12 protein-coding genes are annotated in these 14,649 nt (G+C 71.5%); all 12 read right to left on the minus strand.

Annotation, left to right across the window (positions count from 1 at the left end):
- Positions 1 to 5: 5 nt before the first annotated feature.
- The 12 genes from CELF_RS10100 to ruvX all read right to left on the minus strand — a co-directional run bounded on the left by CELF_RS10100 (position 6) and on the right by ruvX (position 14,648).
- Complete coding sequence (locus CELF_RS10100; RefSeq protein ID WP_013771155.1) at positions 6 to 668, minus strand: PulJ/GspJ family protein; 663 nt, start codon at positions 666 to 668, stop codon at positions 6 to 8.
- Positions 661 to 2,523, minus strand: coding sequence for a prepilin-type N-terminal cleavage/methylation domain-containing protein (locus tag CELF_RS10105; RefSeq protein ID WP_013771156.1), 1,863 nt, complete (start codon positions 2,521 to 2,523; stop codon positions 661 to 663). Before CELF_RS10105 ends, CELF_RS10100 begins: the two co-directional genes overlap by 8 nt.
- A gap of 131 nt (positions 2,524 to 2,654) precedes the next feature.
- A complete protein-coding gene (locus CELF_RS10110) occupies positions 2,655 to 4,601 on the minus strand; it encodes a pilus assembly PilX family protein (protein ID WP_013771157.1) in 1,947 nt (648 codons plus the stop codon).
- On the minus strand, positions 4,598 to 5,338 hold the full coding sequence (locus CELF_RS10115) for a PulJ/GspJ family protein (RefSeq protein WP_013771158.1): 741 nt from the start codon (positions 5,336 to 5,338) through the stop codon (positions 4,598 to 4,600). The genes CELF_RS10110 and CELF_RS10115 overlap by 4 nt, the downstream gene beginning before the upstream one ends.
- Positions 5,335 to 6,414 (minus strand): type II secretion system protein, encoded by a 1,080-nt coding sequence (locus CELF_RS10120; RefSeq protein ID WP_013771159.1) that lies wholly within the window; start codon positions 6,412 to 6,414, stop codon positions 5,335 to 5,337. Before CELF_RS10120 ends, CELF_RS10115 begins: the two co-directional genes overlap by 4 nt.
- Positions 6,415 to 6,527: 113 nt before the next feature.
- Positions 6,528 to 6,989 (minus strand): type II secretion system protein, encoded by a 462-nt coding sequence (locus CELF_RS10125; RefSeq protein ID WP_013771160.1) that lies wholly within the window; start codon positions 6,987 to 6,989, stop codon positions 6,528 to 6,530.
- Between the two features lie 155 nt (positions 6,990 to 7,144).
- Positions 7,145 to 8,377, minus strand: a complete 1,233-nt coding sequence (locus tag CELF_RS10130) for a type II secretion system F family protein (protein WP_013771161.1) — start codon at positions 8,375 to 8,377, stop codon at positions 7,145 to 7,147.
- On the minus strand, positions 8,377 to 10,020 hold the full coding sequence (locus tag CELF_RS10135; protein ID WP_269471688.1) for a type IV pilus twitching motility protein PilT: 1,644 nt from the start codon (positions 10,018 to 10,020) through the stop codon (positions 8,377 to 8,379). The genes CELF_RS10130 and CELF_RS10135 overlap by 1 nt, the downstream gene beginning before the upstream one ends.
- Positions 10,021 to 10,234: 214 nt before the next feature.
- Complete coding sequence (locus tag CELF_RS10140) at positions 10,235 to 11,908, minus strand: GspE/PulE family protein (RefSeq protein WP_013771163.1); 1,674 nt, start codon at positions 11,906 to 11,908, stop codon at positions 10,235 to 10,237.
- A 107-nt stretch (positions 11,909 to 12,015) separates the two neighbouring features.
- Positions 12,016 to 12,879 (minus strand): shikimate dehydrogenase, encoded by an 864-nt coding sequence (locus CELF_RS10145; protein ID WP_013771164.1) that lies wholly within the window; start codon positions 12,877 to 12,879, stop codon positions 12,016 to 12,018.
- On the minus strand, positions 12,872 to 14,080 hold the full coding sequence (mltG, locus tag CELF_RS10150; RefSeq protein ID WP_013771165.1) for an endolytic transglycosylase MltG: 1,209 nt from the start codon (positions 14,078 to 14,080) through the stop codon (positions 12,872 to 12,874). Before mltG ends, CELF_RS10145 begins: the two co-directional genes overlap by 8 nt.
- A 7-nt stretch (positions 14,081 to 14,087) precedes the next feature.
- A complete protein-coding gene (ruvX, locus tag CELF_RS10155; RefSeq protein ID WP_013771166.1) occupies positions 14,088 to 14,648 on the minus strand; it encodes a Holliday junction resolvase RuvX in 561 nt (186 codons plus the stop codon).
- Between the last annotated feature and the right edge of the window lies 1 nt (position 14,649).

The raw sequence follows: 14,649 nt of genomic DNA on the forward strand, positions 1-14,649 counted from the left end.
TCCTCTCACGCCGGCGGCACGGGGGTGCACTGACCGGAGTCGTAGCCGTAGCTGGTGTTGCGACCCGTGAGCGTGGAGTCCACGGCCACGTCCTTGCCGCTGCGCTCGTCGACGGCCACGACGTGCAGCTGGAGCGCACGCTCCTTGTACGGCGTGGCCGCGCCGAGCAGGGTGAACGGCGGGGCGGACGACGTCAGACGCAGGTCACGGGCGACGGTCGACCAGGCCGACACGACGCCACCCGTCTGCCAGTCCACCTCCCAGGACCGCATGCGCAGGATCGCGAGGCCCGCGCCCGTTCCGTCGTCGACGACCTGCCACTGCACGCACTTCTCGTCCCCGTTGGACTGCGTGAAGATGCGCATGCACGTCCCGGCGTTGCTGCCGACCGCCTGGCAGGACGCGACGAAGCCGGGCTCGTTCGCGGGGCTGAAGAGCACGTTCCCCGAGCGCACCTGACGGTCGATGACGGCCACGGCCTGCCGCAGCTCGGTGACCGTCGCGGCCGACTGGCGCGCCTCGTCGGTGGTCCGCATGACGAGGATCGCGGCGGACGCGACCATGACCATGGCGATCGCGAACACGATCATCGAGACGAGCATCTCGGTGAGGGTCATGCCCTCCTCACGCGTGCGGGGGTCCCGCACCTGACGCAGGACGTCACGCATTGGCGGCCACCTTGTAGGTCGCCTGGGCGACGAGGCCGCCCAGGGTCGTGGAGACGCCGAACCGGCCGACCTCGACGCCGGAACGGTGCACGACGACCGTCAGGACGCTCGTGACGGCACCGCTGCCGCTGATCTTCGTGGTGCACGCGGCGGCCTTGCAGTCGGTGACGAGCGCCCCCGTCCGGCTCGCGCCGGACTGGGTGCGTTCGATGACCGGGCGCTGCACGGTGACGACGCCCTCGTAGGTCAGGGTGACGTCGCCGAAGGCGGCGGGGTAGCTCAGGGTGGTGGCGGGCACGGGCCACGACTGCGAGCCGGGGGCGCCCGCCGCCGCGGGCGTCGCGAACGTCGCGAGGTCGACCGTGGTGTACCCGGTGCCGTTCCAGACCTCGAGCGTGCCGCTTCGCGTGTACGACGGGGTCCGGGCGCCGAGGCCCTCCTCCGCGCGGGCGGACTCGGTGAGGCCGGTGACGCGGACCAGGCCCGCGCCGAACCCGGCGGGCACGCCGCTGGCGCCGGAGGTCGCACCGAGGACGACGTCGCCGAGCCGCCGGGTCGACGCTCCGTAGCTGCACCCGGTCAGGCCGGGTCCGGTGCCTGCGGTGCACGCCTCGGAGTTGGCGGAGGTCAGCTGGGCGGCGACGGCACGACCCGGCGTAGTCGTGCCGTCCACGGTCGCGACCGAGATGTCCCCGCCCGCACCCCACAGCGGTGTGTACGTGATGCCGGAGCTCTGCGTGCCGGGGTTGAGCGAGGATGCCGCGCAGGGGCGCAGCGCGCTCGCCGAGCCCGTCGACAGACCGGTTCCCGTCGTGCCCGTGCAGACCGCGGTGGACGCGCCGATCGCCGCCGCAGCGGTGCCCGAGCTCCCGCCGCCGATGGTCGCGCCGAGCCGTCCCGCCGTGCCGGTGGTCTGCACCGTGCCCGTCGTGTACCCGGACGTGGTCCGCGACTGCGACTGCCCGGGCGTCGACGACGGATCCGAGTCGACGGATGCGGCCGCCACGCCGCCAGGCATGCTCGTCGTCGTGGCGCCGTCGGTCTTCGCCGCGGTGACCGTCTGCGCGTCCGCGTTCGCCGACGCGGTCTGCTCGATGAGCAGCGTGGCGGCGTTGCTCGGGAGGCTGAGCTCGACCCGCTCGGCGCCGAAGCCGGCGATGGGCTGGGTCGAGTCGTCGGGGTTGGTCACCGTCAGGCCTGCGAGGACCTGTCCCGCCTGCGCCGTGAAGTACGACTGGCAGGGCGCCGCGAACGGGCTCTGCGCGGTCGACAGGCAGCCGGCCGGCGAGTACAGCACGGACTGCTCGGCGACGCGTCGCACACCCTTCGACGCGGTGCTCGACCACGACACGATCGCCGTCGCGGTGAACGACTGCTGCCCGGCCGAGGTCAGGGGCGCCTTCGTCACGTAGGTCGTGACCTTGTACGTGACCGCACCGACCACCTGGTTTTCGACCTGGCCGGACCCGACCCAGCCGCCGGCGGGGCGGTTGACGACGAGCGGCTCGTCGAACCCCGGCAGCACGGGCGTGGGCCGGAAGCGCGGCACGCCACCGACGGTCGAGACGAACTCGACGCCGGGCGAGACGGCCGAGCCGTCGGGCTGCGTCACGGTGTCGTAGGGCAGCGCACGCAGCCGCTCGAGGGCCTGCGTCGCCAGGCCCGTGGCGGTCTGCCGCTGCTTGGCGCGCGAGATGGTGCTGAGACTGGACACCACGAGAGCGAGCAGCGACGTCATCACCAGCAGGGTGATGAACATCGCGACGATGACCTCGACGAGGGTGAACCCCTCGTCGGCCGCTGCCCGCCTCCGGAGCAGTGCCTGCGTGTGCGAGCGGATGGTGGTGCCTCCCATGGTGCTGCCCGTCGCCGACGGGTCCGAGCTCACCGTCGTAACGGCACCCCGGTCGCCCGACTTGAACGCCCCGGCGGGCGAAACGGGCGCCGGACAGGTGACGCCGGACGCGGCGCACGCCCGACGCCACGTCAACGGCGCACGGCTTGCGGCGTGGAGATCTCGCCGCTGTACCGCATCGTCCACGACGCGTTGGCCCACTCGGGGAACATCGGCGGCCGCGAGTACTGCAGTCGCGTGTCGTACTTGTAGAGCTTGGTGTACCCGTCGCTGCCCCGCCCAACGATGCCGCGCCAGCGCTGCGCGATCGAGCCGTTCACCTGCAGCTTGCCCTTGTCGCCGCCGACGTTGTACTTCTGCACGAAGAACGAGTGCAGGAGCGTCTGGATGGAACCGGCGATCTGGATCCCGACGTCCGGGGTCTTGAGGCCGGTCGACGGGTCGGTGTAGCGCGTCGGCCAGCCGCTGACCTCCGCCTCGTTCGTCGGCGCCGCGGTGTTCCACGACCACGTCGAGGACTGCGTGCGGCAGCTGCCGTTCGAGTACCAGGCGATGCACGGCCGGTACGCGTCGACGCGGCCGACGCGCGGGTGGAACACCTCCACGGAGTTCGTCGCGACGAGCCCGAGCATGTCGCGGTCGTTGCCGGACAGCCCGCCGGCGAGCACGAGGTCGCCCGTCACGACGACGGACTGCGCAGCGGCGACCGTGACACGGCCCTGCACGACGCCCTCGACGTACACGTTCCCCTCGCCGCAGAACTTCGTGGTCTCGAGCATGTTGGTGTCGGCCGTGTAGAAGTCGCCGCTGCCCGTGGGGTTCGTCTTCGCCGCGGTGAACTCGCCGAGCGGCAACGTCCTGCCGGACGCCCCACCGATCTCGCCCTTGTAGCACTGCCGCGCCGCGCCGCCGGAGGCCGCGACGTACACGACCATCTCGTTGGGGACGTCGACGGTGGCGCCGCTCGGCGAGTTGAGGTCCGCGAGCGACCCGCAGCTCGGCAGCGTGCTGGTGCCCGGCAGGGCGATCGCGACCGGGGCCTTCCCGTTGTTCACGCTCGTGCGGTTCCACACCGTCATGCGGCCCGGCGTCGTCGCGGTGCCCGCCTTGAAGACGATGCGCGTGGCTCCGAAGTAGTGGCAGCCCGGCGCGGTCGCGAACTCACCCGAGTTGTCCTTGAGGTAGAGCGGGTCGTCGTACTTCGGCTTCTTGCCGCTGAAGTCCGCGACCGAGTTCGGTCGCAGGCAGTAGTCCTCCCACGACGCGTTCGACGCGCCCGCGTTCTTGCACTTCGGGTCCGCCGTGAACACCTGCTCGAGGAACGTCGGCTTGAGGCCGTTGCGGGCCGTGCCGAGGATCGTGTCGTTCGTGAACACCTCGCCGTCGAGAACGTCACCGCCGATGAACGTGATCTCGTTGCAGTCCGGGCCGCTGGCGGCGTTGAACGCCGACCGGCCGTTGTACCAGTACTTCGCGAGCGTGTTGCCACTCTTGCCGCAGATGTCGGACGGCACGCCGTTCGGATAGTCGGTCGGGTTGTACGCCTGCACGTTCGCCGGGTCCGCCGACTCGAAGTCGGTGTAGTACACGTAGTCCGTCGACGCGCCGCGCCCGACCGACGCCTCGACGGTCCGGTACGTGGTGCCCACGCGCCCTGTCGACGTCAGCAGGTACGTGCCGTTGAGGCCGTTGTACGCGCCCACCGTGTAGTGGAACGCGGGGTCCTTCGCACCCGTCGCGCCCGACACCACCGGCTGCCAGCCGACCGGCGTCGTCGACGTCCAGCCGCACGGGTTCGTCGTGCTCATCGGGCCCCGCCACGCCGCATTGGTGCAGTCGATCGTGCGGCCGTAGGCCGAGCTGCGGTTGAGCCGGCTGATGAAGTCCTCGACGCCGGACTGGGCGGCCGCCATCGCGGCGTTGTAGTCCTGGTCGCGTCGTGCGAGTCGCTGCCCCGCCACGGTGTACGACAGGGCGACGAAGGCGAACATCGCCAGGATCAGCATGGAGCCGACGACGAGGACGAGCGCGGCGCCCTCGTCCTGGGGGCCTCGGGGGCGCAGTCGACGCAGGATCACGGGGTGTCCTTGTCCGGCCGCAGGACGGCCAGCGAGTTGGGCAGGAGGACGCGCTGGATGGCGGTGGTGGGCCCGGGGTTGGTCCGGCTCGCGCTGCGGACCTTCACCGTGAGCTCGACGGACAGCACCTCGCTGATGTCGGCCGCGGTGAGCCCGCCCGCAGGCACCGTCATGGTCGTGCCGTCGGAACGGAAGTACTGGAACAGTGGCGTCCCGGTCGTCTGCACGCCCGTCGCGAGGCGGCGCACCGTGAGGCGCTTCTTGCAGTCGGCGGCCGCGCTCGGCGCCTCCGCGTCGCAGTACGTGAAGCCGGACCCGGCGACGGGCGTCGCGGTGTCGGGGCGCTGGACCTTCTCGACGAGCACGCCCTTGTCCGCGCCCGACGTCGCGACCTGGTAGGTGACGCGGCTCGGCCCGCGCGAACCCGCCGAGTTGTCGAGGTTCGCGTAGAACTGCATCGCGAAAGCGCCCGCCGAGACGAACGCGTCGACGTCGCACGTGGTCGTGACGCACGCGGACAGCTTGTTGGGCTTGACGGCGGTCCGGACCGTCTTCGACATCCGTTCGACGGCCGCGCGGGTCGTGTCGACCTGGTCCTGCCGCGCGACGTTCTGCGCGGTCGTGCGCTGGAACCCGATCGTCAGCGTCGCCGTGGCCGCGATGATGAAGCTGAGGATGAGCATGCTGACGAGCAGCTCAGGCAGGGACGACCCGTCGTCGTCGCGTCGTCGCGTCACGGGGTCGCCTCCGCCACGGGCACGTCGAGCGTCACGGTCGACCCGGCGGCCGCCGTCACCGACGGGTATCCGCCACTCGGCGGTGTCGTCCCCAGGTAGGCGCCGTACTGGGTGGGCCACAGACCGGTGAGCGTCATCGTCGCGGTCGTCGCCGGCTGCGTGCGCGCACCCGAAGCACCCGCGTACTCGGACGCGACGACCGTGACGTCCTGACCCGTGAGCGCCGCGTCGGGGACGAGGGCGCCGCTCGCGTCCACGAACCTCAGCTGCAGCGTGACAGCGCGGTCGTAGGTGAAGATCACGCCGTTCGCGAGCTTGCCGCGCTCGAGCAGACCGACGGTCTTCGAGGGCGCGGTCGCGCCCGAGATGTCGACGTACCCCGGATCGCTCACCCGCGCCTGGTAGCTCGTGCCCGACGCCCCCGGGTTCACCTGCACCACCGCACAGCCCGACGCGTCCGTGAGCGCGGAACGCGTCTCGGTCGCCGAGAAGACCTGCACGGTGCGCCCGACGCTCGGCGCACCCGCCGCGTCGGACACCCGGACCGCGACGAACGAGGCGTTGCCCTGCACGCCGTCGTTCTTGCGCGGCGCGAGCTGCGCGCTCGACACGACCGGGTCCACCTGGCCCATGCCCGGCCACGTGACGGTCACCGTGACCCGCAGCGTGGGGTACGTCACGAGGTTGCCGCCGTTGCACGCCGAGTCCCCGTTGCCGACGACAGCCCACGCGACGTCGCGGCGCACCGTGTACGCGGTGCCGTCGACCTTCAGCGGCTGCCCCGAGGCCTGCGTCGGCAGCGGGTGCGGGTTGAGCACCGTGCCCGCGTTCGCGACCGTGACCGGGGCCGTCGAGCTGCGCGAGAACTCGTCGCGCACGATGTCGATCTCACGAGCAGCCAGGTTCGCCGCGGCGACGCGGTTGCGGTTGATCACGCTCTGCGCCTGGCTCTGCAGCACGACGCCGATGATCGCGAGACTCATCGCGCCGAGGATCACCATGGCGATGACGAGCTCCACGAGCGAGAAGCCGACGTCGTCGTCGGCGGGCTTCGCGAGGGGCCGTGGGCGGGACATGCTGAGCGCCTCCTGGGCGGACGTCGTGCTCCTGATGACTCGCGAGGGCTGGGGAGGACGACCTGAGGGGGCGGGAGCAGCGCTCCCGCCCCCTCAGGCTCATGACTGCACGATCAGCAGGCACCCTCTTCGAGGCCACCGGCCGCCGAGTACTTGAAGCCCACGACCGACTTGTCGCCGGACGCGTTCGTCACGTCGACGCACCACGTCTGGTCGTGCACGCCGGCGCCGATGAACTGGACGCCGTCGCCGAGGGCGACCTTCTTCGACGCGTTGCCGATGTCGGCAGCGGCGCCAGCGCCCGCGGCGAGCTGGTACTTGCCGCCCGTCGCGGCGGTCTGCGAGACGACCGGGTCCGTCGTGCCGTCCCAGTCGACGAAGTAGGTCGCGATCTCCTTGCCGAGCGTGGACACGTCGGCCTTCGCCGCGGAGTCCTCGGCCTTCTTGCGCTGGTTGAGGAACACCGGGATCGCGATGGCCGCGAGGATGCCGATGATGATCATGACGACGAGGAGCTCGATCAGGGTGAAGCCCTGGTCCTTCTCCTCGATGGACTTGCGGATGCGAGCGATCACTGCTGCTCCCCTGTGAGTCAAGGTGGATGAGTCGTTGTCCAGCTCAGGTCCGGCACGGGCCGGTTCAGCCATGCACCCCGGGAATCGGCGACGGCCCGCCCCGGCTTGAGCCGGGCGGGCCGTCGGACCTGCAGAATCACTCGGACGGAGCAGACCTACTCGATCAGGCTGAAGATGCCGAAGATGGGCATGTACATGGCGATGACCATGGCGCCGACGATCGCGCCGATGACGACGATCATGATCGGCTCGATGAGGCTCGTGAGCTGCTCGGTCGTCGACTCGACCTCCTGGTCGTAGAAGTCCGCGACCTTGGCGAGCATGGTGTCGAGGGCACCGGTGTCCTCACCGACGGCCATCATCTGCACGACCATCGGCGGGAACACCTCGTGCTGGGAGAGCGGGCCGGCCAGCGACTCGCCGCGGCGCACCGACTCCTGCACGGCCTTCGCAGCACGCTCGATGACGATGTTGCCGCTCGTCTCCCCCACGATCTCGAGCGCCTGCAGCAGCGGGACTCCCGCGTGGATCATCGTGCCGAAGTTCCGGGTGAAGCGGGAGATCGCGATCTTCTTGAACAGCGCCCCGAAGACGGGCACCTTGAGCTTCCACGGGTCGACGCGCTCCCGGATCCCGCGGTCGTTCTTGTGCTTCCCCCACCAGACCGCAAACACGATCAGGGCGATGACCGTGGGGATGATCGTGATCTTCAGGGCCTGCGACAGGAACATGAGGATCCGGGTCGGCAGCGGCAAGGTGCCGCCGAGGCTCGAGAACATCCCGGCGAAGATCGGGACGATGAACAGCAGCATGCCGGTCGTCGCGAGGATCGCGACGACGAAGACCACGACCGGGTAGGTCATGGCCGACTTGATCTTGCCCCGCAGCTTGACCTCGGCCTCGAAGTTGTTGGCGACCGAGACGAGCGTCTCGTCGAGGAACCCGCCGACCTCGCCCGCCTTGACCATGTTGATCATGAGAGGCGGGAACACCGTCGGGTGCTTGCCGAGCGCGGTCGAGAACGCGACGCCGACCTCGACGTCGCTGCGCACCTGCGCGAGCACCTTGGCGAGCGGCTTGGACTCCGTCTGCTCCGACAGGATCGCGAGGGCGCGCAGCAGCGACAGTCCCGAGTCGATCATCGTCGCGAGCTGTCGCGACATCACGGCGAGGTCCTTGAGCGAGATCTTGTTTCCCCCGAACCCGGGGATGGTGATCTCGCTGTTGAGCCCGCTCGTGGAGATCTCGGAGATGGAGACGGCCGCAAGGCCCATCTCGCGCAGCCGGTTGGCGACCGCCGCCTGGTTGTTGGCCTCGACGCGGCCCTTGACGATCTTGCCGGAGCGGTCCCGGACCGCGTACTCGAAGGTCTTGCTCGCGCCCGCCATCAGAAGGCCTGCCCGTACGCGCCGGCGCCCATGACGGCCTCGTCGCCGAGGCCCGCGGCACCCTGGGAGGAGCCGGAGAACCGTCCGGTCAGCCGGTTGCAGTCCTCGACGTGGTGGCACTTCTCGAGGCCGAGCTCGTAGGAGATCTTGCCGGTCTTCACGAGCTCGGCGAGGTGCTGGTCCATGGTGTGCATCCCCTGCTTCGCCCCGGCCTGCATGGCCGAGTAGATCTGGTGGGTCTTGCCCTCGCGGATGAGGTTGCGGATGGCGGGTGTCGCGACCATGACCTCGGTGGCGACGGCGCGCCCGGGGGCGTCGGACCGCTTGCAGAGCGTCTGGCAGACGACGCCCTGGATCGCGCCGGCGAGCTGCGTGCGCACCTGCGCCTGCTGGTGCGAGGGGAACACGTCGATGACGCGGTCGATGGTCTGCGCCGCGTCCTGCGTGTGCAGGGTCGCGAAGACGAGGTGGCCCGTCTCGGCGGCGGTGAGCGCGACCGAGATCGTCTCGAGGTCACGCATCTCGCCGACGAGGATGATGTCGGGGTCCTGGCGCAGCACGTGCTTGAGGGCGTTCGCGAAGGAGTGCGTGTCCTCCCCCACCTCGCGCTGGTTGACGAGCGACTTCTTGTGCCGGTGGAGGAACTCGATGGGGTCCTCGACGGTCATGATGTGGTCCTCGCGCGTGCGGTTCGCGAGGTCGACGATCGACGCGAGCGTCGTGGACTTGCCCGAGCCGGTGGGGCCCGTGACGAGCACGAGCCCGCGGGGCAGGCCCGCGAACGTGCCGACGACGGCGGGCACGCCGAGCTCCTCGAGAGGCTTGATCTCGTAGGGGATGACGCGGAACGCGGCACCGATCGACTCGCGCTGCTGGTAGATGTTCACGCGGAAGCGGGCGAGGCCGCGCACGGCGTAGGAGAAGTCGAGCTCGAGGTTCGTCTCGAACGTCTCGCGCTGCTTCTGCGTGAGGATCGCGTACAGGACGCGCCGCAGCGGCTCGGGCGACAGCGGCGCGAACCCGTCGAGCGGGCGCAGCGAGCCGGACACGCGGACGGTGGGCGGTGCACCGGTGGTCAGGTGCACGTCGGACGCACCGAGCTTGACCATCTGCGTGAGGATGTCGTCGATGAGGACGTCGTCCTCATGGCGCTCCTGGCCCATGCCGGAGCGCGCGGCCCGGTCGCGGGTGGGCGGGGCCTTGACCGTCGACGGGGCGGCCGGGGCCGACGTGGCGGGCACGTGGCCGGGGGCGCCCGGCATCGCGGCGGGCGGCACGACGGGGGCGCCCGCGGGCTGGGGCACGAAGGTCGTGGTGCCGTGCGGCGGCACGGCCCCCGACGGCACGGCGCCCGCGGGCACCGCGGAGGCGACGGGCCGCCCCTGCGCGGGCACGCCGCCGCCCGGGGTGCTGAACTCGGGCTGCACGGGCCCGCTCTGGTACGCGGCGCCCGGGGCGGCGAGCGGAGCCGGCTGGGCGAACGACGCGAGCTCGGCGGCCGTGACGGGCTGCGGCTGCGCGCCGTAGCCGGCCGGCGCGCCGTGGGGTGCCGGCGGTGCCCCGGCCGTGCTCTGCGAGGGGATCGGCGAGAAGACGCGCTGCCCCGCGGGGGCGGCCCCGGGAGGGCCGGCCTGGGGACCCACCGGACGGTAGGGCGGCAACGGCCGCGACGGCTCCCCTGCGGGCGGGCGGAAGGTCTCGCTCACGTCATTGCCTCCACATGGTCACCGTGGGGCGCACGGCATCGGCACGCGGGCGCCGTTTGCGGCACCTGGTCGGTTCATCGGCCGCAGGGCCGCCCGACTTGAGGGGTCCGCGTCGTCGCGGCGCACGCGGCACCACGACGAGGCGGACGCGTCACGCGACGACGCGCAGGATCTCCTCGATCGAGGTCAGGCCGAGGGCGACCTTCTGCCAGCCGTCGTCGCGCAGCGAGAGCATGCCCTGCTTGTGCGCGGTGGCGGCGATCTCCGCGGCGGAGGAGTGCGCGACGGCGTGGCGCTCGATCTCCTCCGTGACGCGCATGACCTCGTGCAGCGCGAGGCGGCCCTTGTAGCCGGTCTTCGAGCACGTCACGCACCCCGCGGGACGGAACAGCTCGGGGATCGGCTCCCCCGGCACCCACGGGAACCGCGCGGCCTCGAGCTCCTGCGGCGTGGGCGTGTACGGCTGCTTGCACTTGCCGCACAGGCGCCGGGCGAGTCGCTGGGCGACCACGCAGTCGAGCGCGGAGCCCACGAGGAACGGCTCGATGCCCATCTCCGTGAGACGCGTGATGGCCGACGGCGCGTCGTTGGTGTGCAGCGTCGAGAGCACGAGGTGACCGGTGAGGGCGGCCTCGACGGCGATCTGCGCGGTCTCGTGGTCGCGGATCTCACCGAGCAGCACGACGTCGGGGTCGGAGCGCAGGATCGAGCGCAGCGCCGCGGCGAACGTGAGGCCCGCCTTGGGGTTCACCTGGACCTGGTTGATGCCCGCGAGGCGGTACTCGACCGGGTCCTCGACGGTGATGACGTTGATCTCGGGCTTCGACACCGCGTTGAGGGTCGCGTAGAGGGTGGTCGACTTGCCGGAGCCGGTCGGGCCGGTGACGAGGATCATCCCGTACGGCTTGGTGTACGACTCCTGGTACGTCGCGTAGTTGTGCTCGAGGAACGACAGGTCGCGCAGGTCCAGGCTCGCCGTGGAGTTGTCGAGGATGCGCATGACGATCTTCTCGCCCCACACCGTCGGCAGCGTCGCCACGCGCAGGTCGATCTTGCGGCCGTTGTGCACGACCGACATGCGACCGTCCTGCGGCTTGCGCTTCTCCGCGATGTCGATGTCGCTCATGATCTTCACGCGGCTGATGACGCCGCCCTGGATCTGCTTGGGCGAGCGCTGGACCTCGTGCAGCACGCCGTCGATGCGGTACCGCACGCGCAGGTCGTGCTCGGACGGCTCGATGTGGATGTCGGACGCGCGGTCCGTGATGCCCTGCGTCACGAGCAGGTTCACGTAGCGGACGATCGGCGCGTCGTCGTCGACGAAGTCGCCCATCTTCGACAGGTCGGCCTCGGGGACGGCAGCCTCGTCCTCGAACGCCGACGACAGGTCCTCCATCTCGTCGTCGGCACGGCAGAACCGGTCGATCGCGCGGGAGAGGTTGTCGTACGTCGCGATCACCGGGACGACGGGCATGCCGGCGACCGTGCGGACGTCGTCCACCGCCATGACGTTGCCAGGGTCGGCGGTGGCCAGCACGATCGCGCCGTCCTTGATCGCGACCGGGAGCACCACGTACCGCCGGCACAGCGCGCCGGGCACGAGCGAGACGGCGGCGCGGTCCACGGGGTACTCGTCGAGGTCGACGTACTCCATGCCGACCTGCGACGCGAGCGCCTTGACGAGCTGCCCCTCGCTGAGCACGCCCAGCTCGACGAGCGTGCGCCCGAGCGACTGCCCGCGCGTCATGGTCTCGTCGAGCGCCATGAGCAGCTGCGCCTCGGTGACCAGTCCCTCGTCGAGCAGGATCTCGCCCAGCTGCTTCACGCGACGCACCTCCTGGTCGGGCCCGCCCGGCGCAGGCCCTCTCGACCGTCTCATCGGCACCTCGCTGACCGGTCCTGAGGACTCGGGCACCCCCGGCTGCGTCGCGGTCATGCCGGCGGTGCGGCGTCGAGGCGCTCGGCGAGCGCGTGCGACATGGCCTCGACCGGCCCCGGGTGCCCCGTCATGAGGCGCACCTGCTCGACGGCCTGGTGCAGCAGCATCCGCTCCCCCGGGACGGCGATCCCCCCGGCCGCGGACCACGCCACCGAGAGCGCGGTCGGGCGCGGGTCGTACGCCGCGTCGAGCAGCACTCCCCCGGCCGGGCGGCCGGCGAGGGCCTCCGCGACCGGGTCCGCCGCCCGGGGCGGCAGCGTCGAGACGACGACGTCGGCACGGCCGACCTGCGCGGGCGCGTCGTCGAGCGAGCGGAACACCGGCTCGACGCCCATCCGGTGCGCGGCACGCATGAGCCCTCCCGCGCGTGCGACCGCGCGAACGTAGACGACCGGGGTCGCGCAGCCGAGCTCGGCGAGGGCCGCGAGCGTCGACGCCGCGGTCGCACCCGCACCGAGGACCGCGGCCGTCGTGACCCGCACGTCCGGGCCGAGGCCCTCGCGCAGCGCCGTGACGAGCCCGTAGACGTCCGTGTTCGCGCCCGTGAGCATCCGTGACGGCCCCGACCCGTGCAGCAGGACGGTGTTGACGGCGCCGACGACCTGCGCGAGCGGCTCCAGGTGGTCGAGCAGCGGGATCACCGCCTGCTTGAGCGGCATGGTCAGGCTCAGCCCCGCCCAGGTCCCGTCGAGCGCGCGCACGAACCCGGGCAGCGCCTCCTCGGTGACGTCGACCGCGTCGTAGCTCCACCCGTCGAGCCCGAGCTCGGCGTACGCGGCCCGGTGCAGCACCGGCGACAGCGAGTGCGCGACGGGGTGACCGAGCACCGCGGCCCGACGCCGCGGCGCGTCACTCACTCCCGTGCTCCGCCAGCCAGTCGTTGAGCTTCTTGATGTTCGCGTTGTGCTCCGCGAAGTCGTCGGTGAACAGCGTCTCGCCGGTCTCCGGGTTGACGGTCACCCAGAACAGCCACGGACCGTCGGCGGGGTGCAGGACCGCCTCGAGAGACACGTCGCCGGGCGACGCGATCGGGCCCGGCGGCAGGCCGATGCGCACGTACGTCGAGTACGGGTTGTTCGGGTCCTGGTTCTCGGCGGACGTCGGGGCGCGCGTGACGCCCAGCCCGTACGACGTCGTCGCGTCGACCTGGAGCCGCATCTCCTGGTCGAGCCGGTTCTGGATGCCGCGGGCGACCTTCGCGCGGTCCTCGGGAAGCTTGCCCTCGCGCTCGACGATCGACGCCTTGGTCAGCACGGTCTGCCACTGGTCCTGCGGGACGCCCTTGGCGGTGAGCACCTCGACCATCTTCGCGACCATCATCTGCAGCACGCTCGTGGCGGTCGCGTCCGGCGGGATGTCGTACGTCGTCGGGAACAGCCAGCCCTCGATCTTGCCGCCGGCCTCGGCCGGGAGCCCGATCGCGGCCGGGTCGGCGGCGGCGGCGCGCAGCTGGTCGACGGTGATCGTGACGGTCTTCTCGTTGATCTTGGTGTAGATCTGCTCGGCGTTGAGACCCTCAGGGATCGTGAGCCGGAAGCTCGCCCGGCTGGACGGCGCCAGCAGCGCGGCGAGCGCGTCCGCGGCACGCATCTCCTGCAGCAGCCGGTACGTGCCCGGCTGGATCGAGTTCGCCTGCGGCTCGGCCGTCCACGCGGCGGTGAACGGCTTGACGGACGCGATGACGCCCGCGTCGACGAGCTTCTGCCCGATCACGCCACCGGCGTCGCCGGCCTCGATCGTGATCTCGGCGGTGCCGCTGCCCGGGCCCGGGTAGTCCTCGACGGACTCGGCCTGCCCGCCGCCGAAGAAGCCGCCCATGAGCTCGGAGACCACGTACGCGGCTCCCCCGAACAGCACGAGCGCGACGACCAGCACCCCGAAGGACCGGCGGCGCCGGCGCTTGCGCTCGCGCTCGGCCTTGGCCTTGCCACGCTGACGGGACCGCCGGGACTCGGGTGCGGGCGCACCACGTCGCGCGGAGGGGTCGCCGCCGAACAGGTCGGAGACCTGGTCACCGCGCTCCACGGGCGCCCACCACTCGGTCTGGCTGTTGCTCACGTACGCGTCACTCCACCGTCGCTCGTCCGTCGCCTGCAGGCCCCCCGTGCGCCCCGCGGCCGTGCTGGGATCGGTCGACGTCGACCAGCTCCCCGGGACGACGCCCCGTCGCACGCTCCGCGTCCAACGCGTACTGCAGGATCACCACCGCGGCCGCCTGGTCGACGACCTGCCGGTGGCGGCGCCCGGATCGGCCGGACGCCTGCAGCGCCTGATGTGCGGTCACCGTGCTCATCCGCTCATCGACCAGACGCACCGGGACGGGTGCGACAGCCTGCGCCAGACCCACAGAGTACGCGCGCGCGGCGGCGGATGCGGCACCTTCGGCCCCCGACAGGTGCCGGGGCAGCCCCACGTACACGACCGCGGCACCACGCTCGCCCGCCTCGTGCACGATCGCGGCGACGTCCGTCGGGACGCGCCGCTCCTTGCGACCGGGCGTGTCGCGCGCGAGCGTCGCCACGGGCGTCGCGACGAGGCCGTCCGGGTCGCTCGCGGCGAGACCGACCCGGACGGAGCCGACGTCGACCGCGAGCCGCGCGCCCCGCACGACCTCGTCGTGCGGCACG

This window comes from Cellulomonas fimi ATCC 484 (genome assembly GCF_000212695.1).
Classification (GTDB): Bacteria; Actinomycetota; Actinomycetes; order Actinomycetales; family Cellulomonadaceae; genus Cellulomonas; species Cellulomonas fimi.

Coding starts and splice junctions, on each gene's coding strand:
- CELF_RS10100 (WP_013771155.1), bottom strand. CDS start 668: ATGCGTGACGTCCTGCGTCAGGTGCGGGACCCCCGCACGCGTGAGGAG.
- CELF_RS10105 (WP_013771156.1), bottom strand. CDS start 2,523: ATGGGAGGCACCACCATCCGCTCGCACACGCAGGCACTGCTCCGGAGG.
- CELF_RS10120 (WP_013771159.1), bottom strand. CDS start 6,414: ATGTCCCGCCCACGGCCCCTCGCGAAGCCCGCCGACGACGACGTCGGC.
- CELF_RS10130 (WP_013771161.1), bottom strand. CDS start 8,377: ATGGCGGGCGCGAGCAAGACCTTCGAGTACGCGGTCCGGGACCGCTCC.